We start from the raw sequence: 19332 nt of genomic DNA, 5'->3' as shown, positions 1-19332 counted from the left end.
CCATGTCCCGTTACGACTGGGGTCAGACCCATCCCGGCATCGAACGGCTCGAGAAGGCCGTCACCGAGGCCCGCGACAAGGTCGTGCAGCATCCGCTCTACGCCAACCTGGACACGCACGAGGCTCTGGTCACCTTCATGGAGCACCACGTGTTCGCCGTGTGGGACTTCATGTCCTTGCTGAAGTCGTTGCAGCGTGAGCTCACCTGTGTCACCGTGCCGTGGATCCCGACCGCGCACACCGGCAGTCGCCGGCTGATCAACGACATCGTGATGGTCGAGGAGAGCGACGAACTCGGCGACGGGTTCATCAGCCACTTCGAGCTGTACGTGAACGGCATGGAGGAGGCCGGGGCCGACACCACGGCGATCTCGGCCCTGATCGACCTCCTGCGCCAGGGCGGTCCGGTGGTCGAGTCGCTGCGCGAGGCCGGCGTGCCGCCGGCATCGATCGACTTCGCCGGCACCACGTGGGACATCATCGAGAACGCGCCGATCCACTGCCAGGCGGCCGCGTTCGCGTTCGGCCGGGAGGACCTGATCCCGGACATGTTCACCCAGGTGGTCGCGGTGAACGAGCGCTCCAACAAGCTCAACCTGTTCGTCGACTACCTCGAGCGGCACATCGAGGTCGACGGGGAGCAGCACACGCCGATGGCGATGCAGATGGTCACCGACCTGTGCGGCGACGACCTGGCGAAGTGGGAGGCCTGCGCCGACACCATCAACGGCGCGCTGGCGGCGCGGGTCCGGTTGTGGGACGCCATCCTGGCCGCGGTGAAGGACTGACCGATGAGTGATCTCTACCGGACTGTGCGCCTGATCCGCCGCTTCGAGGAGCGGGCGATCGAGTTCGTCCGGTCCGGGGAGATCGTCGGTGGCATTCACCCGTACATCGGCCAGGAGGCGATCGCGGCCGGGGTCTGCGCGGCGCTGACGGACACCGACGTCATCACCAGCACGCATCGAGGCCACGGGCATGTGCTGGCCCGGGGCGTGGACCCGGCGCAATTGCTCGCCGAGCTGATGGGCCGGGAGACCGGGCTGAACAAGGGCCGTGGCGGTTCGATGCACGCGGCCGACTTCGATCTCGGCATCCTTGGTGCCAACGCGATCGTCGGCGCGGCCGGCTCGATCGCGACCGGTGCCGCCTGGGCACACCGCCGCCTCGGCCGGGATACCGTCGCCGCGACGTTCTTCGGCGACGGAGCGGTGAACGAGGGCATGTTGCTGGAGGCATTCAACCTGGCCGCGCTCTGGCGGGTGCCGGTGATCTTCGTCTGCGAGAACAACGGATACGCGACCACGATGCCGGTGGCGTCCGCGGTCGCGGGCAGCATCACGGCCCGTGCCGAAGCCTTCGGGATCCCAGCCGTCACGGTCGACGGTCAGGATCCGGAAAAGGTGCTGGAGGCAACCAGGGGTGCCGTCGAGCAGGCCCGGTCGGGTCAGGGTCCGACGTTCCTCGAATGCACCACGTACCGATTCGACGCGCACCACACGTTCGAGCACCGAGCCCGGCTCACCTACCGCTCGACCGAGGAGATCTCCGCTGGGCGGTCGCGGGACCCAGTAGAGATCCAGGGCGCACGACTGACGGCCGAGGACCGGGCCGCAGTCGATGCCGAGGTCGAGGCTTTGCTCGATGCGGCCGCCGTGATCGCTCTGGGGAGCGCCCACCCAGATCCGGCGGCCGCTCTGGAGTACCTGTACGCCTCGCCGGAGGTGCTGCGCTGATGCCCAAACTCTCCTATCTGAAGGCACTCAACCGCGCACTCGGCGACGAACTGGAGCGCGATCCGTCGGTCTTCCTGCTCGGCGAGGACATCCGGACCGCCGCGTCCAACGTGACGGCCGGGCTGTTCGCGCGCTTCGGTCCCGACCGGGTGCTGGACACTCCACTGTCCGAGCAGGCGTTCACCAACTTCGCCACCGGTGCCGCACTGGCCGGGATGCGACCCGTGATCGAGTTCCAGATCCCGTCGTTGCTGTTCCTGGTCTTCGAGCAGATCGCCAACCAGGCCCACAAGTTCTCGCTGATGACCGGCGGTCAATGCAAAGTTCCGGTCACGTACGTCGTCCCCGGCTCGGGCTCGCGGACCGGGTGGGCCGGCCAGCACTCCGACCATCCGTACACCCTGTTCGCGCACGTCGGTGTGAAGACCGTGGTCCCGGCCACGCCGGCCGATGCGTACGGTCTGCTGGTCTCGGCGATCCGTGACGACGACCCGGTCGTCGTCTTCGCGCCGTCCGGTGCCCTCGGCGTCCGCGACGACCTCGACTTCAGCACTCTCGCACCCGTGCCTCTGGGCGTCGGACGGATCGCCCGCAGCGGCACCGACGTCACAGTCGTTGCCCTCGGCCACCTCGTGCAGGACGCGCTGACAGTTGCCGACGAGCTGGCCGGCCTCGGGATCTCGGTCGAGGTGTTCGATCCACGGACGGTCTACCCCCTCGATGTGGAGGGTCTGGCCGCATCGGTCGCCAACACCCGCCGGCTCGTGGTGATCGACGACTCGAACCGGACCAGCGGGTTCGCCGCCGAGATCCTCGCGATCGCCGCCGAACGCTTCGACCTCGCCGCACCACCTCGCCGCGTGACCCGGCCGGATGGCGCCGTGCTCCCTTTCGCTCTCGCGCTGGACCGGGCCGTGCAACCCGGCCGGGACCAGTTGGTCACCGCGATCCACGCCGTACTGGAGGAACAATGACGGACAGGTGGCACGAGTTGCCCGACGCGGTGCGTACGGCGCTGGTCGCGCGCGGACTCGACGCGTGGCAGCAGGTGTACGACGGCGTGGCGACGCACAACAAGGAGTGGCGACCGCTCAGGCCGCCGATCATGTCCGCGGCCGCGTATCGCCGGTTCACCGACATCTCGGCGACTGTCGCCCGGCTGATCCTGTCCGCGTGCCTGCAGCGTGCGTCGACCGCGGGGGAGTTGCGGCAAGCGCTCGGCATGCCGGCCGGTTACATCGACCTGCTCGACGAGGATCTCCCGCTGACCGAGGACCTGCTCGGCGGTGTCCGGGCGGACATCCTGCTCGCGGACGGAACGCCGTACGTGGTCGAGGCCAACATCGACAGCGCACTAGGTGGTGCCCACGACTCCGACGGGGTCGTCCAGCGATTCCTGACGGCGTACGACGGGGATCCGGTGCTCGACGGGATCGGGCTGGCGGCGCCGCCGTCCGCGGTCGATGCGCGGTACGAGGCGGTCCGGTCGGCGCTCGAGCTGACCGGGACGGACCGGCTGGCGATGATCTTCACCACCGGCGGCACGTATCCGGGCTCGCAGGACGGGCAGGCGATGATCAAGCTCCTCGAGCCGTTCAGCGAGCGCGGTCGCGAACTCGGATTGGATATGCGAGTGTTCCCGGTCGAGTGGCTGACCCTGGACGACGCCGGCCGGCTGCTCGTCGACGACGGGCCGATCGACGCCGTACTGCGGATGTTCGTCCCGCAGGGCACGACGCCGAGCGTCGGCCTCGACGCCCTGGGCACCGCCATCCGGACCAAGACGGTCCGGGTCTTCACCCCGACCGCGAGCTGGCTGCTGGCGAGCAAGTCCATCTTCGCCTGGCTCTGGACGGACCTGGACTCGATGTCCCCCGACGATGCCGAGGTCGTCCGCCGGCATGTCCCGCGAACGGAGGTGTTGTCGCGGGACCTGCGCGACCGGGCGATCGCGGACCAGGACGAACTTGTCCTGAAACCGTCCGGTTCCTACGGCGGTGTCGGTGTCGTCGTCGGGCCGGAGGTGTCCGCGCAGACCTGGCGGGAGGCCTTGGACACCGCGCTGGTCGAGGGCGGATACATCCTGCAGCGGTACGTCCCGGTCGATCGGCTCACCATGCAGTTCGTCGAGATCGCCACCGGTGAGGTCGACGAGGACGCCGTACCGTTCTGTATCGCGCCCTACCTGTTCGGTGGTACTCCGGCCGGCGCCTATGTCCGGTTCGCTGTGCCCGGGGCCGGGCCGGTGGTCAACGTTGCGCAGGGAGCGCTCACGAGCGGGCTGCTACTGACGCCTTGACCGCCGGGACGATCGCGAGCGCGACGACGGCGGCGGTGAGGCCGAAGGCGACGGAGTAGCCGGTGCCCGCGACCACGGCGCCGAAGACGATGGCGCCGACGCCCCAGCCGCCGTCGTACGCGAGGTTCCACAGGGCGCTGACCTGGCCGTAGCGGGACTTCGGCACGCGGTCGTACATCATCGTCAGCGTGAGGTTCTGAGCGGCACCGAAGCCGAGGCCGAAGAGCGTCGAACCGACGACGATCGCGGTTGTGCTGCCGATCAGGACGAGGGCGCCCGCACCCGAGGCTGCCAGGATCAGCGACGGTGCCAGCAGCTTGGCCGGGCCGACACGATCGGCGTACCGACCGGCCAGCCAGCGTGCGGCGGGAGCGGTGATCGCCTGCATCAGCAGGGCGGTCGCGACGAGCGAGTGCTTGTCCTCGGCAACGGCCAGCGGCAGGAAGGTCACGCTGATGCCCGCGGCAACGGTGACGGCGGCGAAGACGAACGTCGGCATCATCAGTCCGCTGCCGCGCAGGCCGCCCAGCACCTTGACGTGCTGCTCTTCTTCGCTGGTCGCCTTGGGCATCCCGGCCAGCATCCCGAGGACCAGGAGGGAGCTGGCCGCGGCGAGCACGAACAGGGCGCCGAAGCCGACCAGGTTGGTGAGGTAGACACCGAGGGGCAGTCCGATCACGGCCGGCACTCCGACGGCCAGTCCGTAGATCCCGAATGCTTCACCGCGCCGCCCGTCGGGGGTCACGTCGGCGACCAGTGCGACCGCACCGACGACCATGATCGCCAGGCCGGCTCCGCGCACCACGCAGATCGTGAGGACGACGGGCAGCGATGCGGTGACCAGCAGGAGCAGTGACGGCGCACCCAGCAGGATCAGTCCGAGACCCAGGACGACCTGGTAGCCCCAGCGCGCCAGCATCCGGGGGACCAGCAGTTCGGTCCCGACCGCGGCCAGCATCATCGCGCCGGTCGACAGCCCGGCCCCGATCCCGCCGGACCCGTTCGCGGCGAGGTACAGCGGGACCACCGAGGTGAGCAGGTACATGCTCAGCCCGGACCCGAACACCATCACCAGCAACCGTCCGAACTGGCCGGTCACCAGTCGGGGCGCAGTGGTCACCTGGACTGTGGGGAACTCGCATGCCGTGGTCATACCTTGACGCTAGGGCCGGACCGGTATCCCCTACAGATCCAGTTTCAGGCCGCGCAAGAGGACCAGTTACGGCAGTTGATCGGCGATCAACGCCGCCAACCGGTTCAGAGCCGCCTCGATCTGCGCCGGGGTGACCGCACTGCAGGACAGCCGCAGCGCGTGGATCGGGGTGTCGCCGTCGTAGAAATGGCTCATCGGGGTCCACAGCACGCCGTACTCGTGGGCGGACTTCTCCAGCAGTACGTCGTCGACCGGGAACGGCACCGTGACGACGACGAAGAACCCGCCGGACGGCACGGTCCAACTGAGCTCGCCGGCCGGGAACCGTGTCGCCAGGCCGTCGGTGATCGCGCGCAGGTTGGCGGCGTACAGCTCCCGCTCGCGCCGGTTCGCCGCGACCAGGCTGAAGTCGCTCGCGATCAGCTTGCCACCGATCATCGCCTGGGCGACCGGGGAGGTGTTCACGGTGACCATGCTCTTGAGCTTCGACAGTTCGTCGGCCAGCAGCCCGGTGGTCCCGTCCGGCGCAGCGACCGTCTGGTCGGCGACGACGTATCCGACCCGGGCGCCCGGCAGCCCGGTCTTGGCGTACGAGCCGAGATAGACGACGCGACGTTCGGTGTCGAGTGCCTTGAGCGTCGGCAGCCGGTCGACGCCCTCGGCAGGGAACAGGCCGTACGGGTTGTCCTCGATCAGCAGCAGGTCCTGCTCGGCGGCGACCGCGAGCAGGTGGCGCCGGGCATCCAGGTCCAGGCTGAGGCCGGACGGATTGGCGAAGTCCGGCATCACGTAGCACGCCCGCGGTCGCAGGCCGTCCGCCCGGGCCGCCTTCACCACGGCGGCAAGATCGTCGCCCTCGGTGACAGGCAGCACAGGGAGGTCGACGAGGCGAGCGGCGCCGGTGATTCCGACGTACGTCGGAGAGACGGCCAGCAGTACGTCGGACGGGTCGGCGCGGAGTGCGCGGAGGGTGAGGACCATCGCCTCCTGGCAGCCGACCGTGACCACGACCGCCTCGGGGTCGACGTGGATGTCCTCGTCGACCGCGAGGTTGCGGGCGACCAGGTCGTGGACGATGCCCTTGGTCCGGCCGTACTGGAAGATGGTCCGCCGGACCGCGGACTCGTCGTACCCCTGCGAGCGCAGATGATCGGCGAACAGGTCCAGATAGCGGTGGAGGTCCTCGAGCGCGAAGAACTCCTCGGTCGGACGGCCGGCGGCGAGCGAGATCGCCTCCGGGTAGTGGTGCGAGACCTCGTTGAGGAAGTTCATCGAGTTCAGCGCCCGGTCGGTCAGCGAACTGTGCAACTCGGTCAACCTGAGATCTGCCACGGCGTTCTCCCCGTCGTCAACCCCGCCACCGCGGTCAGGTCAGCGCAGCCGGCCAGCAGCATCGCATCCCGCAGTTCCTGTCTCAACAGGCCCAGTGCCTCGTCGGCAGCTTCCACAGCCAGTGCCCACAGCAACGGTCTCCCGACGAGTACGGCGGACGCGCCCGACGCCAACGCCTTGACCACATCGGTGCCACTGCGGACGCCGCTGTCCAGCAGTACGGCGCAGTCGTTGCCGACCGCATCGACGATCGGGCCGAGGGCATCGATCGACGCCGGCGCACCGTCGAACTGGCGGCCACCGTGATTCGAGACGACCAGGCCGTCCGCGCCGGCCGCGACAGCTCGGGAGGCGTCGCGAGGATCGAGAATCCCCTTCACCAGCAGGGGAAGCGGGCAGCGCGCCCGCAGCCACGCCAGGTCCCGCCAACTCAACGTCGGATCGAAAACCGAGGCGGTGTGCGTCGCGACGGCCGACAGACCGGGCACCTCGGAGTGCGCCTCTGTCGCCATGTCGACAAGATTCGCCGCGACCACGCTGGGCGGGAGTGTGAACGAGTTCCGTACGTCGCGGAGCCGCCGGCCCATCACTGGTACGTCGACTGTGACCATGAGCGCTTGGCAGCCGGCTGTGGCGGCGCGTTCGACCAAGGACTCGACCAGCCCGCGATCGCGCAGCCAGTAGAGCTGGAACCAGGACGGTGCGATCGCCGCGATCTTCTCCAGCGGGTAGCTGCTCAGGGTGCTGATGACGTAGGGGATCCCGGCGTCGGCGGCGGCCTGCGCGAGGAGGAGTTCGCCGTCCTGGTGGAGGAGGCGCTGGTACGCCATCGGGGCCACGGCGACCGGCATCGTGAGCTCGGTGCCGAGGAGGGTGGTGGAGGTGTCGGGTTCGTCGACGCCGGCGAGGACGCGCGGCGTCACGCTCAGCGCATCCAGGGCGGCGCGGTTGAGTCGGAGAGTGGTTTCGGCGCCGCTGCCTCCGGCGACGAAGTCGTGGACCGAGCGGGGCAGAGCGGTCGCTGCGAGCCGCTCGTAGTCGGCGAGCGACTCAGCCATCGTGGCGCCGGGCGTCACGCATCGCGGAAGATCCCGCCGAGCCAGGTCGCCGCTTCGGCCATCGCGTTCTTGCCGCCGTCGAGGATGCCGGACATCGCGAAGAAGCCGTGCACCATCCCGTCGTACCGGCTGAGCGTGGTCGGTACGCCGGCGGCGTGCAGCTTCTCGGCGTAGTACTCACCCTCGTCGCGCAGTGGGTCGTACTCCGCGGTGATCACCAGCGCGGGCGGGAGATCGGCGTGCGACTCGGCCAGCAGCGGTGAGGCGAGCGGATCGAGACCATCGGCCGAGTCGGTCAGGTAGTGGTCCCAGTACCAGCCCACCGACGTCTTGTTGAACAGGTACGGGTCGTCGCCGTTGCGCATCGAGATCGTGTCCGAGCCGTAGAGCGTGTTCGGGTACACGAGCAGCTGCCCGGCCAGCGCCGGACCGTTGTCACGGGCAAGCAAGGTGGTCGCGATCGCGAGGTTGCCGCCGGCACTGTCCCCGCCGACCGCGATCCGCGCCGGGTCGACCTGCAGCTTGTCGGCGTTCGCCGCGATCCACTGGGTGGCGTCGCGGCAGTCGTGCACCGCGGCCGGGAACGGGTGTTCCGGTGCCAGTCGGTAGCCGACCGTGATGACCTGACAGGGAACGGCGTTGGCGAGCCTGCGGCAGATGCCGTCGGCGGTCTCGATGCTGCCGAGCGTCCAGCCGCCGCCGAAGAAGTAGACCAGCGTCGGCAGCGGACCCGTCAGGTCAGGTCGATAGACCCGTAGCGGCAGCCCGGCATCGGTGGCGAGGTCCTCGACATGGTGGACCGATTCGGCCTCACCACCCGCGGCCTGGATCGAGGCAAGGTCGGCGGCGCGCGCCTCGGCCAGGGTCTGGGTGTAGAGCTGCGGCACGTTGGCGGCCTCGCGCTCGGCGCGCATTGCCTCGACCTGCGGGTCCAACGGCATCCGGATCACCCCATTCGGATCGGCATGGATTGATGCCCACGCAGCAGCAGGCTGCGGCTGCGCACCGGCTCTCCGGCCAGTCGCAGACCGGGGAACCGCTGGAACAGCTGGGCGAACGCCGCGCGTCCTTCCATCCGGGCGAGTGCGGCGCCGACACAGTAGAACGGTCCGGCGCCGAAGGATAGGTGTTGGAGGTCGTCGCGCCCCGGATCGAAGGTGTCCGCGTCGGGGTGCTTGGCCGGATCGCGGTTCGCCGCGCCGGGCAGGATGAGGACCAGACTGCCCTCGGTGATCGTCTCGCCGGCCAGTTCGATGTCGGTCGACGCCTTCCGGCTGATCAGCTGGACCGAGCTCTGGTGCCTGAGGATCTCCTCGACGTAGTCCGATGCCAGCCCGGGGTCGTCACGCAGTGCGTCGACGAGCCGTGGCTTGTTCAGCAACAGCTCGAGCCCGTTGGTGAGCAGGTTCATCGTGGTGACGAAACTCGCGTTCACCAGCACCAGCAGGTTGTCGATCAGCTCCTGCTCGTCGATCCCCGATGTACCGGAATCCAGTGCGTGCACAAGGGATCCGACCAGATCGTCGCGCGGCCGGATCCGGCGTTCGGCGATCATCCGGGCGTAGTAGTCGTTCAGCTCGCCGGCGGCCTGGTTCGCGGCCGCCAGCTTCTCCGGTGCCTTGCCGCCGAGGTCGAGGTACTCGTCGATCCGCTGTGTCCGGTCCCGGAACCAGCCGAGGTCGGAGCGCGGGATGCCGAGGAACGTCCCGATCACCGTGATCGGCAGCCGGTAGGCGAAGTCGACGAAGTCGACCACCTTCCGGTCCGCGCCGGCCTTGCCCAGGTCGTCGAGCAACTCCTCGGCCAGGGCGTCCACCACCGGTTCGAACCCGGTCAGCCGGCGCGGGGTCAGGACGGCCTGGAACACCTTGCGCATCCGCAGGTGGTCCGGCTCGTTGCGGAACATCATCGACCCACCGAGCCGGCGCAGTACCAGCTCCTTCGGGTTCGGATCCGCCGACAGCAGCCGGTGGAACCTGGTGTCCTTCAGTGCTTCCTGGGCGGCGTCGTACCCGTTCACCACCACGGCGTACGGCGAGCTGCCGGGGGCGAGCCGGCAGACCGGGCCGATCCGATGCAGCTCCGCGAAGAGCGGCATCGGATCGCGGCGACCGTCCTCGGATCCCAGCGCGGCGAGGATCTCGTTGGCGGTGCGCACCGGTCAGCGCACCAGGTTCAGCGGCACCGAGGCGGCCATCGCCTGGTAGCCGGCCTCGTTCGGGTGGATGTGGTCGCCGGAGTCGAGCGCCGGGTTCAGCCGGCTCGGCTGGGCAGGGTCGCGCACGACCTTGTCGAAGTCGAGGACGCCGTCGAACTCGTGGCTCGACCGCAGATAGCTGTTCACCGCCTGCCGGGTGGCCTCCTTGGCCGGGGTCCAGCTGTCGGTGCCACTGAGTCCCTCGAACGGCGTGATCGTGCTGACCAGGCTGTGCAGCCCACGCTCCTTCACCTGCGCGTTCACCTGTCGCAGCGCGCCGATGATCTCGGCCGCGGAGTCGTCCGACATCCAGATGTCGTTGACGCCCAGTTCGGTGATCACGGTCCGTACGCCGGTCTGGGCGAACACGTCCTCGTTCAGCCGGGCCAGTGAGTTGACCCCGACCTCGTTGAACCCGGGGAACGCACCGTTGTCGGACGGCTCGCTGCCCTCGTGGTTGAGCCGGCTGCCGGCCAGTCCGGCGTTCAGCACGCTCGGGAACGGCTTGTGCCCGGCGCTCGCGGCGAGCCGCTCGGCCAGTTGGTCCGGCCAACGGTTGTTGGCGTTCGGCGTGCTGTTGGTGCCGTCGGTGATCGAGTCGCCGAGTACGACGATCGAGCCGTCGGAGTCGTCGGTCTGCACGTCCACGCCGGACAGGAAGAACCAGCAGCAGCGCCGGGTCAGGGTGTACGCCGCGCCGCCGGACTCGGTGACGAGGTTGGACGGGCCAACGAAGTTGTCCTGGATCGACGAGCCGTGGAACGTCGTCGGGCCGGTGTTCTCCGGGAAGTACAGGCTGACGACGAGGTCGTCGAGAGTACCCAGCCGCAGGTTGACCGGGTCGCTCAGCAGTTCGCTGCCCTTCACCATCGACGCGCTGCCCGAACCGCCGAACGTCAACGTCCGCAGGGTGTTCGGGTCGATGTCGGACAACTCCGGCGTCGCTTTGTTGGGCTTGGCAACGGTCGCGGCGCCGACGGTCACGGTCTTCTCGCCGTAGATGTTCGACAGCCGGATCCGGATCCGGTCGCCGCCGACGGTCGGGCGCACCACCAGCCGGACGCTCTGGTCGGTCAGCCCGAGGTTGGTCGAGCCGGTGGCGTTGCCGTGGGTGACCGCGGTCGCCCAGGTGCCGACCCACTCGCTGTCGCGGTCGCCCCCGTAGCTCGCGCCGGCCAGAGTCGAACCTGCGAGAGTGAGAGCGGCGGTCACCGCGACTGTGCGCCAACTGCTGGAAATATGCATGGACGGACCTCCCGGCGGAATGGATGCGGACGGAACGTAATACGCCGCGAGGAATCCGGTCAATGCACCGGAATTGCATTTCCAGAAATTCATGGGCAACGGTTAGCGCCGATCTCGCACCCTGGTTTCGCAGGGGTATTCCTTCATCTGGCGGATCGAGTGATCGACCGACTCCGGAGAGCGACGGATCCGCCGCGGCAGAGCGGTTTCCAGGCACTTTGCAGCCGTCCGCGGCTCCGGTAGAGTCGCCGCCACGGCTGGGGGTGGCCGGAGTCGAGGGAAAGCAGACGAAATGCCGCCTGAATTCGCCGTGCCCGAAAACAGCAGCAATTATGTGCTGCGGGTATTCACGCTGTTCCACCGATTCGCCGATCGGCTCGCGCTGGTTCGCGACGACCGGAAGGCGACGTACGGCGAATTGATCGCCGACGTACTGCGGATCGCGGCGGGGCTGCGCGACGCCGGGATCCGGCCGGGCGGCAAGGTGCTGGTGATGGCGGCGAACTGCTTCGACGCCCCCGCCCTGCAACTGGCTCTGCACCTGCACGGGTGCCGCGTGCTCTGGAGCGCGCCGATCACCTCCCGGCGCGAGATCGACCGGTTCGCGACGCTCGCCGATGCGGACGCGTTCGTGTACGACCCGGACGGCACAGGCGACCTCGGCCGTGAGCTCGCGACCTCGCTGGCGCCGATGCCGGTGTTCCGCGTCGCCGAGTTGTCCGGCGACGGAGCGTCGTACGTGATCGATGCCTCCGCGCCTGCGCCGGACTCGGTGCTGCAGACGAGTGGTACGACGGGCGATCCCAAGCTCGTGCATCACACGCAGGCGTTCTACGAGCAGATCCTCGAGTTGGCGGCGGCGTTCGTCGCGAACGGGTTCCCGTTGCTGCGGCACTACTCGGGATCGCCGCTGTGGCTGGCGAGTGGGCAGATCACCAGCTTCTTCAACCTGTTCACCGGTGGCGTGCTGTTCCTCACCGACATCTGGTCACCGGACGAGTTCTACCGGATCGTGTCGACGGAGCGGATCACGTCGACGTACGTGACGCCGCCGATGCTGTACGAAGTGCTCGATCATCCCGGTGGTGAGGAGTTCGACTGCGGCAGCCTGTTCATGCTGAACGTCGGCGCCGGGCCGGCTACGCCCGCTCGGCTGCGGCAGGGGATCGCGCGCTTCGGGCCTGTGCTGCGGATCGTGTACGGGCTGAGCGAAGCCGTGGTCGTCACCGCACAACCTGGGCTCACCGAGGATCCTCTGCATCCCGAGCGGCTGGCTTCGGCAGGTACGCCGTACGGCGATGTCGAGCTGCAGATCCGGGATGACGACGGCAAGGTGCTGCCGCCGGGACAGACCGGAGAGGTGTGGGTGCGGAGCAACCTCACGTTCGCCGGGTATCTCGGCAAGCCGGAGCTGACCGCGGAGACGCTGGTCGACGGCTGGCTGCGGACGCGCGATCTCGGGTACGTCGACGAGGACGGCTATCTGTTCCTGGTCGATCGCGTGCACGACATGATCGTCACCACCCGCCGCAACTGGGCCATCTTCTGCCGCCCGATCGAGGACGTCCTCGGTAGCCATCCCACCGTCCGGACCGCTGCCGTCATCGGCGTACCCGATCCTGTCGTCGGCGAGGCCGTGCACGCGTTCGTCGTCGCCCGTACGCCGGTCTCCGCGGACGAACTGCAGGACCTCGTCACCACCACCCTCAACGAGATGTGGACGCCCGCCACGATCGACTTCGTCGACGAACTTCCCCTGACCCGCATCGCGAAGGTCGACAAGGTTGCCCTCCGCAAGCTCCACGCGGAGCTGCACCCGGAGGGAATGACGGTGCGATGACCCCTCGTCGTGGGCTGGTGGTGTTGTTCACCGCGGATGTGCTGTCCGCCGTGGGCAGCCGGATCTCGATGGTGGCGATCCCCTGGCTGGTCCTGGTGACCACGGGCAGTGCCGCCCGGATGGGCGTGGTCGCGGCGGTCGAGATGATCCCGTACATCGTGGCCAGCATCATGGCCGGTCCGGTGATCGACAACCTCGGAGCACGGCGTACGTCGGTCCTCGCCAACCTCGCGAGCGCGGTCGCGGTGGCGGCGATCGCTGCCACCACCGGGCTCGGGTTCGCCGCCCTGCTCGTCCTCGTCGCGATCGCGGGCGGCCTGCGCGGCGCAGCGGATCGCGCCAAGGACCTGCTCGTGCGGCCGATGGCCGAGGCTGCCGAGGTCGAACTGATCCGGATCACCTCACTCCACGAGGCCTTCGCGCGGGGCGCGACGCTGCTCGCCGCACCGCTCGCCGGCCTGTTGATCTACTGGACCGACGCCGCGTCGGTGCTGTGGATCGATGCGGTGACGTTCCTCGTCTGCGGGCTGCTGGTCGCCGGATTCGTCAACCCGCCGGCGGTGCCGGCGTCCGCCGTACGGGAGAAGTACTTCCGCTCGCTCTGCGTGGGATTCGCGTTCGTCCGCAGGGATGCGTTGCTCGCGACGATGTTGATCACCACCTTCACGTTGAACGTCTTCAGCAGCGCGAGTACGGCGGTGTTCATCCCGTTGTGGGTGAAAGAGCAACTCGGCACGGCTGCTGGTCTCGGTCTGACGCTGGGCGCGTTCTCGGCCGGCGCTCTGCTCGGCAGTATCGGATTCGCCGTCCTCGCGACCAGGGTGCCGCGGTACCTCACCTTCGCCCTCGGCGCGCTCATCGGCGGCAGCCCGCGGCTGCTGGTGCTGGGGCTGAGCGACGACCTGCTGCTGGTGATGGCGGTGACGTTCCTGTCAGGGATCGGGATGGCTGCCATCAACCCGGTCTTCGGCGCCGCGCTCTACGAGCACGTCCCGAAGGATTTGCAGGCGCGGGTGATCGGAGTGGTCGCGGCCACGTCGTTCGCCGGGCTCCCGCTCGGCGCACTGCTCGCCGGTGAGCTGGTCAGCTGGTTCGGGTTGATCCCGTCGCTGGTCCTGTCCGGGATCGTGTGCCTGCTCGTCAGTGTCTTCCCACTCGTACGCCGAGGGCCGGGCCGCGTCCTCGATGCACCGGCCACCGCGGTGGAGGCGACATGAACGAGGAGACCGATCCCTACTGTCTCGCGCCCGGCGAGAGCGCAGAGCTGCTCGCCGGTCACCCGTGGCGGCGCTTCGTCGTACTCGGCGACAGCGTCGCCGAAGGGCTGTGCGAACCGGTCGAGGGCTACAGCGAACTCCAGTGGGCCGACCGGATCGCCCACGAGCTGAAGCGGAGTCGCCCCGAGCTGGAGTATCTCAACCTTGGCGCGAGCGGTCTGCGTACTCGCGAGATTCTGAGCACCCAGTTGGAGCGGGCGCTGGTGTTCGGTCCGGATCTCGCGCTGGTCGTTGGCGGTGGCAACGATGCGTTCCCGGCGACGTACGACCCGGCGCGAGTCGACCGCGAGCTGACGTTGATGATCACGGCATTGCAGGACGCGGGCGCTGACGTGATGACGCTCGGCATGTTCGACGTCTCCTACAGCCCCGCGGTTGTCGAGTGGTTACGTCCGGGGCTGAGGCAACGGATGCGGACTCTGTCCAACCGGACCGCGGTACTCGCGGAGAAGCTCGCCACGCTCCACGTTCACCTGACGGACCACCCGTTGTCGACCGATCCCAGCCTCTACAGCTCGGACGGCCGCCACGGCAACGCTCGTAGTGACGCCGTCGCCACCGCCGAGACCGTCCGCGTCCTCGGCCGGCACCTGTCCCGCGGCTGTTAGAGCTTACGAAGGCGGACCCAGCGGACGGCGTGGTCCGCGCCCTTGCGGAGGACGAGCGTCGCGCGGGAGCGGGTCGGCAGGATGTTCTCGCGCAGGTTGGGGCCGTTGATGCCGTCCCAGAGCGACTCGGCCTTCTTGATCGCTTCCTCGCGGCTCAGCTCGCCGTACCGGACGAAGTAGGACTCCGGGTTGCGGAAGGCCGTCTCCCACAGCTTGAGGAAGCGGTGCACGTACCAGCTGCGGATGTCGTCGGCGGCCCCGTCGACGTACACGGAGAAGTCGAAGAAGTCGCTGACCGCCAGGCCGCTCTTGCCGTCCGCGTGCCGCGGCGCGGGCTGCAGGACGTTCAGGCCCTCGAGCAGCAGGATGTCGGGCTGCTCGACGGTGGTCCGGACGCCGGGCATCCGGTCGTAGTGCAGGTGGGAGTAGACCGGCGCCTCGACCGCGTCCATCCCGGACTTCACCTCGACCACGAAGCGCAGCAGTGACTTGCGGTCGTACGACTCCGGGAAGCCCTTGCGCATCATCAGGTTCCGGCGCTCGAGCTCGGCGTTCGGCCAGAGGAAGCCGTCGGTGGTGACCAGCGCGACCCGGGGGTGCTCGGGCCAGCGGGCCAGCAGTTCGCGCAGCAACCGGGCGGTGGTCGACTTGCCGACGGCAACCGAGCCGCCGATGCCGATCACGAACGGCGTCCGCGTCTCGGCCGGTTTGCCGAGGAAGCTCTCGGTGTCCGCGTGCAGCGCACGGGCGTGCCGGACGTACAGCGACAAGATCCTGGACAGCGGGAGGTAGACCTCGCGCACCTCGTCCATGTCGATCTCGTCGCCGAGACCGCGCAGCCGTTCGATCTCCTCGGCGGTGAGCGGGGACACGGTGGTCTCGGCGAGTTGCGCCCAGGCGGCCCGGTCCAGCTCGGTATAGGGAGTCACCTCCCGCGACGGCTGCAGCATGAGCTCCATTCTTCCCACCCGCGCACGGTGCACCCACACCGGGCCGGAGTGGGCTTCGTCTCAACCAGGACTCCGGCGGAGCGCCGGGAAACCGTTTACTCGGCTCTTGACGGTCCGTGGCTCGGTCCGTACGGTGTGTTCGCAGTCCAGCACCGGAAGTGACGTCGAAACTTTCGGGATGAGTGAGGGGTCGCTCGGGAGCGTGGTCGAGGCATGACAGTTGACCCCTGCTGGCTCGGTACTCAGCGGCTGCCCGAGGTCACCATCCATGCGTCCGGCGCGCTGGCGCAGACGATCCGGGCCGAGCTCCGGCAGACCCGGCGGATCCGCAACGACGTGGAAGTTGCCCTGTGCACCCTTGGCCGGGTGCGCGAGACGCCTTTGTGGCCAGAGGTCGAGGCCGCGCTCCCCGACGAGGGATTGGGAGCCGAGGGCTTCGTAGTGGCGCGACGCGGCAACAATCTCGTCGTCGCCGCCGAGGCCGGGCGTGGCCTGCTGTACGGCTACTTCTACGTGCTGCGGTACTTCGAGTGGATGACCAGCGAGTTCGTCGTGGTCGAACGGCCGGCCATCGCGATCCGGATGCTGGACCACTGGGACAACCTGGTGCCGCATCCGCGGATGGGCGCGGTCGAGCGCGGGTACTCCGGTGGATCGATCTTCTTCCGCGACGGCCGGGTCGTGGCGGATCTCACCAGGGTCCGCGGGTACGCCCGGTTGCTGGCCTCGATCGGCCTCAACGCGGTGGCGATCAACAACGTCAACGTGCACTCGGCCGAGACCCGGCTGATCACCGACCACCTGCCGGACGTGTCCCGGCTGGCCGCGGTGTTCCGTGAGTACGGGATCGCGGTGTACCTCTCGGTGAACTTCGCGGCGCCGATGGAGCTCAGCGACCTCGATACCGCCGACCCACTCGACCCGCGAGTGATCCGGTGGTGGTCGGCCGCGGTCAGCCGGGTGTACGACGCCGTACCGGATCTCGGCGGTTTCGTGGTCAAGGCGGACTCGGAGAACCGGCCGGGACCGCACGTCTACGAGCGGACCCACGCCGATGGTGCGAACCTGCTCGCCCAGGCCCTGGCGCCGTACGGTGGGACCGTCTTCTGGCGGTGCTTCGTGTACGACTCCCACCAGGACTGGCGTGATCGCAGTACCGACCGGGCGCGGGCGGCGTACGACCATTTCATCCCGCTGGACGGGCGGTTCGAGGACAACGTCGTACTGCAGGTGAAGCACGGGCCGCTGGACTTCCAGGCGCGCGAGCCAGTGTCGCCGTCGCTGGGGGAGTTGCAGGAGACGCGGTTCGCGCTCGAGTTGCAGGTGACCCAGGAGTACACCGGGCAGCAGAAGGACCTGTGCTACCTCGGTCCGTGGTGGCGGGAGATCCTGCAGTTCGACACGACCGGTGCCGGTGGGCCGACTGTTGCCGACCGCACCAAGGCGATCGTTGCTGTGTCCAACGTTGGTGACGATGCGAACTGGACCGGGCATAAACTTGCCCAGAGCAATTTGTATGCGTACGGCCGGCTCGCCTGGGATCCGTCGGCGGATCCGGTCAGCCTGTTGCACGAGTGGGCGGCGGCGACGTTCGCGATGGACGACCGGACCCGATCGGAACTGGTGTCGATCATGGCCGACTCGTGGCGGACGTACGAGCGCTACACCGCGCCGCTCGGTGTCGGTTTCATGGTGTCGCCGGGGTCGCATTACGGGCCGAGCGTCAACGGGTACGAGTACTCCGCGTGGGGGACGTACCACTTCGCGGACCGCAACGGTGTCGGCGTCGACCGCACGGTCGCCACGGGGTCGGGGTTCACCGGGCAGTATCCGGAGCCGTTGGCCGGTCGCTACGAAAGCGTCTACACCTGCCCGGACGAGTTGCTGCTGTTCTTCCACCACGTTCCCTACGACCACGTGCTGCAGAACGGGCGGACGGTCCTCCAGCAGATCTACGACACCCACTTCCAGGGGTACGACGAGGTCGAGACGATGCTGACCCGCTGGAAGGCGATCGCCGACCGGTTCGAACCCGTCACGCGGGAGAACATCAGCACTCGCCTCGAGGAGCAGCTCGCCAATGCCCGCGAGTGGCGCGACCAGGTCAACACGTACTTCTACCGCCTGAGCGGGATCCCCGACTCCGAGGGGCGCACGATCTACCGCTAGATCGAAAGTTTCGGGTCGAGTTGTATCGTGCTCGTTGTGGGAGAGCGGGTGACGATCGCGCAGATCGCTGAGCAGGCCGGCGTCTCCGTGCCCACCGTGTCCAAGGTGCTGAACGGTCGTGCCGACGTGTCCGTGGAGACCCGGGCCAAGGTCGAGAGTCTGATCCAGGAGCACGGGTATCGACGGCGTACCAGTGGTACGGCGAGCAGTCCGATGATCGATCTCGTCTTCCACCAGATCGGTGGCGACTGGGCGGTCGAGCTGATCCACGGTGTCGAGGGAGTGGTTCGCGCCGAGGGTGTCGAGCTGGTGCTGTCCGAGTGCGGTGCCTCCCGGCGGCCGCGGCAGGAGTGGATCGAGTCGGTGCTGAGCCGGCGGCCGCTCGGCGTGATCATGGTGTTCTCCGATCTCGACCCGGACCAGCGGGCGCAGTTGGAGGCGCGGCGGATCCCGTTCGTGGTGGTCGATCCGGTCGGCGACGAGGGGGACGACGTACCGTCCATCGGTTCGGCCAACTGGAACGGCGGGCGGATGGCGACGATGCACCTGCTGAAGCTTGGGCACCGGCGGATCGGGATGATCGGTGGGCCGGTGGAGACGCTGTGCTCGCGGCAGCGGGTCGACGGATACACGGACGCGCTGCGGTCAACCGGCGTACCGGTTGATCCGGAGCTGATTCGGTCGGGGGACTTCGGGGTCGAGAGCGGGCATTGGGAAGCCACAGCTCTGCTGGGTCTGAAGGACCGGCCGACGGCGATCTTCGCCGGCAGCGACATGCAGGCTCTCGGCGTCTACCAGGCCGCGCGTGAACTCGGTCTCGACATCCCGCGCGACCTCTCGGTCGTCGGCTACGACGACCTCCCGGTGGCGCAATGGGTAGGCCCCACCCTCACCACCGTCCACCAACCCCTCCGCCAAATGGCCGAACTGGCCACCCGCCTGGTCCTCGACCTCGCCAGAGGCATCACCCCCGCCGCCCTCCGAATGGACCTGGCCGTAGAAATGCGAGTCCGCCAATCCACCTCCACCCCCTCACCCCCCTAACCCTCACCACCACCCCACCCGCGGCGTGCTGTTCGGTGGGTGCTTCTGGCTGCCAGCTAGGGTGAGGAACATGATCGTCGGCGTGGGTATTGATGTGGTCGACGTGGAGCGGTTCATGAAGACGCTGGATCGCACGCCCGGTCTGCGGGACCGTGTGTTCACGGCGACCGAGGCAGTGAAACCGCCCGCATCACTGGCAGCCCGGTTCGCAGCGAAGGAAGCTCTGGCGAAGGCCCTCGGCGCCCCGGCCGGCATGCATTGGCACGACGCCGAAGTACAGACCGACGAGACCGGCCGCCCCTGGCTCGAGATCAGCGGGACAGTCGCCGCCCAGGCCAGCCGTCTCGGCGTCCAAAGCCTCCACCTCTCCCTGAGCCACGACGCCGGCATCGCCTCAGCGGTAGTCGTCCTGGAGGGCTGAACT

General features: G+C 68.5%; 17 protein-coding genes. 10 read left to right on the top strand and 7 right to left on the bottom strand.

The genetic code is table 11. The features are described 5' to 3' along the window. Nucleotides 1-2: 2 nt before the first annotated feature. The 4 genes from ACGFH6_RS03695 to ACGFH6_RS03680 are packed head-to-tail and all read left to right on the top strand — an operon-like array spanning nt 3 to nt 4035. Nucleotides 3-788 carry a DUF3050 domain-containing protein gene (locus ACGFH6_RS03695; protein WP_393380193.1) on the top strand — a complete coding sequence of 262 codons (786 nt, stop codon included), beginning with the start codon at nt 3-5 and terminating at the stop codon, nt 786-788. Between the two features lie 3 nt (nt 789-791). Further along, the gene (locus ACGFH6_RS03690; protein WP_393380191.1) at nt 792-1736 is read left to right on the top strand and encodes a thiamine pyrophosphate-dependent dehydrogenase E1 component subunit alpha; all 945 of its coding nucleotides are present in this window, start codon (nt 792-794) and stop codon (nt 1734-1736) included. Continuing rightward, nucleotides 1736-2710: an alpha-ketoacid dehydrogenase subunit beta gene (locus ACGFH6_RS03685; RefSeq protein ID WP_393380190.1), complete on the top strand. Its 975-nt coding sequence runs from the start codon at nt 1736-1738 to the stop codon at nt 2708-2710. The genes ACGFH6_RS03690 and ACGFH6_RS03685 overlap by 1 nt, the downstream gene beginning before the upstream one ends. Further along, a complete protein-coding gene (locus tag ACGFH6_RS03680) occupies nt 2707-4035 on the top strand; it encodes a hypothetical protein (RefSeq protein WP_393380189.1) in 1329 nt (442 codons plus the stop codon). Before ACGFH6_RS03685 ends, ACGFH6_RS03680 begins: the two co-directional genes overlap by 4 nt. On the opposite strand, the gene ACGFH6_RS03675 is transcribed toward ACGFH6_RS03680, so the two are convergent. The 6 genes from ACGFH6_RS03675 to ACGFH6_RS03650 all read right to left on the bottom strand — a co-directional run bounded on the left by ACGFH6_RS03675 (nt 4007) and on the right by ACGFH6_RS03650 (nt 11020). Then, nucleotides 4007-5188 carry an MFS transporter gene (locus ACGFH6_RS03675; RefSeq protein ID WP_393380187.1) on the bottom strand — a complete coding sequence of 394 codons (1182 nt, stop codon included), beginning with the start codon at nt 5186-5188 and terminating at the stop codon, nt 4007-4009. The genes ACGFH6_RS03680 and ACGFH6_RS03675 overlap by 29 nt on opposite strands. A gap of 66 nt (nt 5189-5254) precedes the next feature. Continuing rightward, complete coding sequence (locus ACGFH6_RS03670) at nt 5255-6520, bottom strand: PLP-dependent aminotransferase family protein (protein WP_393380186.1); 1266 nt, start codon at nt 6518-6520, stop codon at nt 5255-5257. Continuing rightward, nucleotides 6502-7578 (bottom strand): alpha-hydroxy acid oxidase, encoded by a 1077-nt coding sequence (locus ACGFH6_RS03665; RefSeq protein ID WP_393380184.1) that lies wholly within the window; start codon nt 7576-7578, stop codon nt 6502-6504. Before ACGFH6_RS03665 ends, ACGFH6_RS03670 begins: the two co-directional genes overlap by 19 nt. A 14-nt stretch (nt 7579-7592) precedes the next feature. Further along, nucleotides 7593-8519, bottom strand: a complete 927-nt coding sequence (locus ACGFH6_RS03660) for an alpha/beta hydrolase (RefSeq protein WP_393380183.1) — start codon at nt 8517-8519, stop codon at nt 7593-7595. A gap of 5 nt (nt 8520-8524) precedes the next feature. Then, the gene (locus tag ACGFH6_RS03655; protein WP_393380181.1) at nt 8525-9736 is read right to left on the bottom strand and encodes a cytochrome P450; all 1212 of its coding nucleotides are present in this window, start codon (nt 9734-9736) and stop codon (nt 8525-8527) included. Between the two features lie 3 nt (nt 9737-9739). Next, entirely contained in the window at nt 9740-11020 is a 1281-nt protein-coding gene (locus tag ACGFH6_RS03650; protein ID WP_393380180.1) for an SGNH/GDSL hydrolase family protein, read from the bottom strand. Nucleotides 11021-11312: 292 nt separating this feature from the next. On the opposite strand from ACGFH6_RS03650, the gene ACGFH6_RS03645 reads away from it, so the two are divergent. The 3 genes from ACGFH6_RS03645 to ACGFH6_RS03635 are packed head-to-tail and all read left to right on the top strand — an operon-like array spanning nt 11313 to nt 14745. Next, on the top strand, nt 11313-12860 hold the full coding sequence (locus ACGFH6_RS03645) for a class I adenylate-forming enzyme family protein (protein WP_393380178.1): 1548 nt from the start codon (nt 11313-11315) through the stop codon (nt 12858-12860). Next, a complete protein-coding gene (locus ACGFH6_RS03640; RefSeq protein WP_393380177.1) occupies nt 12857-14077 on the top strand; it encodes an MFS transporter in 1221 nt (406 codons plus the stop codon). The genes ACGFH6_RS03645 and ACGFH6_RS03640 overlap by 4 nt, the downstream gene beginning before the upstream one ends. Next, a complete protein-coding gene (locus ACGFH6_RS03635; RefSeq protein ID WP_393380175.1) occupies nt 14074-14745 on the top strand; it encodes an SGNH/GDSL hydrolase family protein in 672 nt (223 codons plus the stop codon). Before ACGFH6_RS03640 ends, ACGFH6_RS03635 begins: the two co-directional genes overlap by 4 nt. On the opposite strand, the gene coaA is transcribed toward ACGFH6_RS03635, so the two are convergent. Next, nucleotides 14742-15695: a type I pantothenate kinase gene (gene coaA, locus ACGFH6_RS03630; protein WP_393381147.1), complete on the bottom strand. Its 954-nt coding sequence runs from the start codon at nt 15693-15695 to the stop codon at nt 14742-14744. The two genes, ACGFH6_RS03635 and coaA, sit on opposite strands and share 4 nt — an antisense overlap. Nucleotides 15696-15908: 213 nt before the next feature. On the opposite strand from coaA, the gene ACGFH6_RS03625 reads away from it, so the two are divergent. The 3 genes from ACGFH6_RS03625 (at nt 15909) to ACGFH6_RS03615 (ending at nt 19329) form a co-directional block, all read left to right on the top strand. Further along, the gene (locus ACGFH6_RS03625) at nt 15909-17864 is read left to right on the top strand and encodes an alpha-glucuronidase (protein WP_393380173.1); all 1956 of its coding nucleotides are present in this window, start codon (nt 15909-15911) and stop codon (nt 17862-17864) included. A 36-nt stretch (nt 17865-17900) separates the two neighbouring features. Beyond that, nucleotides 17901-18908: a LacI family DNA-binding transcriptional regulator gene (locus ACGFH6_RS03620; protein WP_393380171.1), complete on the top strand. Its 1008-nt coding sequence runs from the start codon at nt 17901-17903 to the stop codon at nt 18906-18908. A 70-nt stretch (nt 18909-18978) separates the two neighbouring features. After that, entirely contained in the window at nt 18979-19329 is a 351-nt protein-coding gene (locus tag ACGFH6_RS03615; RefSeq protein WP_131360863.1) for a holo-ACP synthase, read from the top strand. Nucleotides 19330-19332 lie beyond the last annotated feature (3 nt).

Origin of the sequence: Kribbella sp. NPDC049227, from assembly GCF_043197265.1 — a bacterium.
Lineage (GTDB): Bacteria > Actinomycetota > Actinomycetes > Propionibacteriales > Kribbellaceae > Kribbella.
This window is presented reverse-complemented; position numbering and strand designations above follow the sequence as displayed.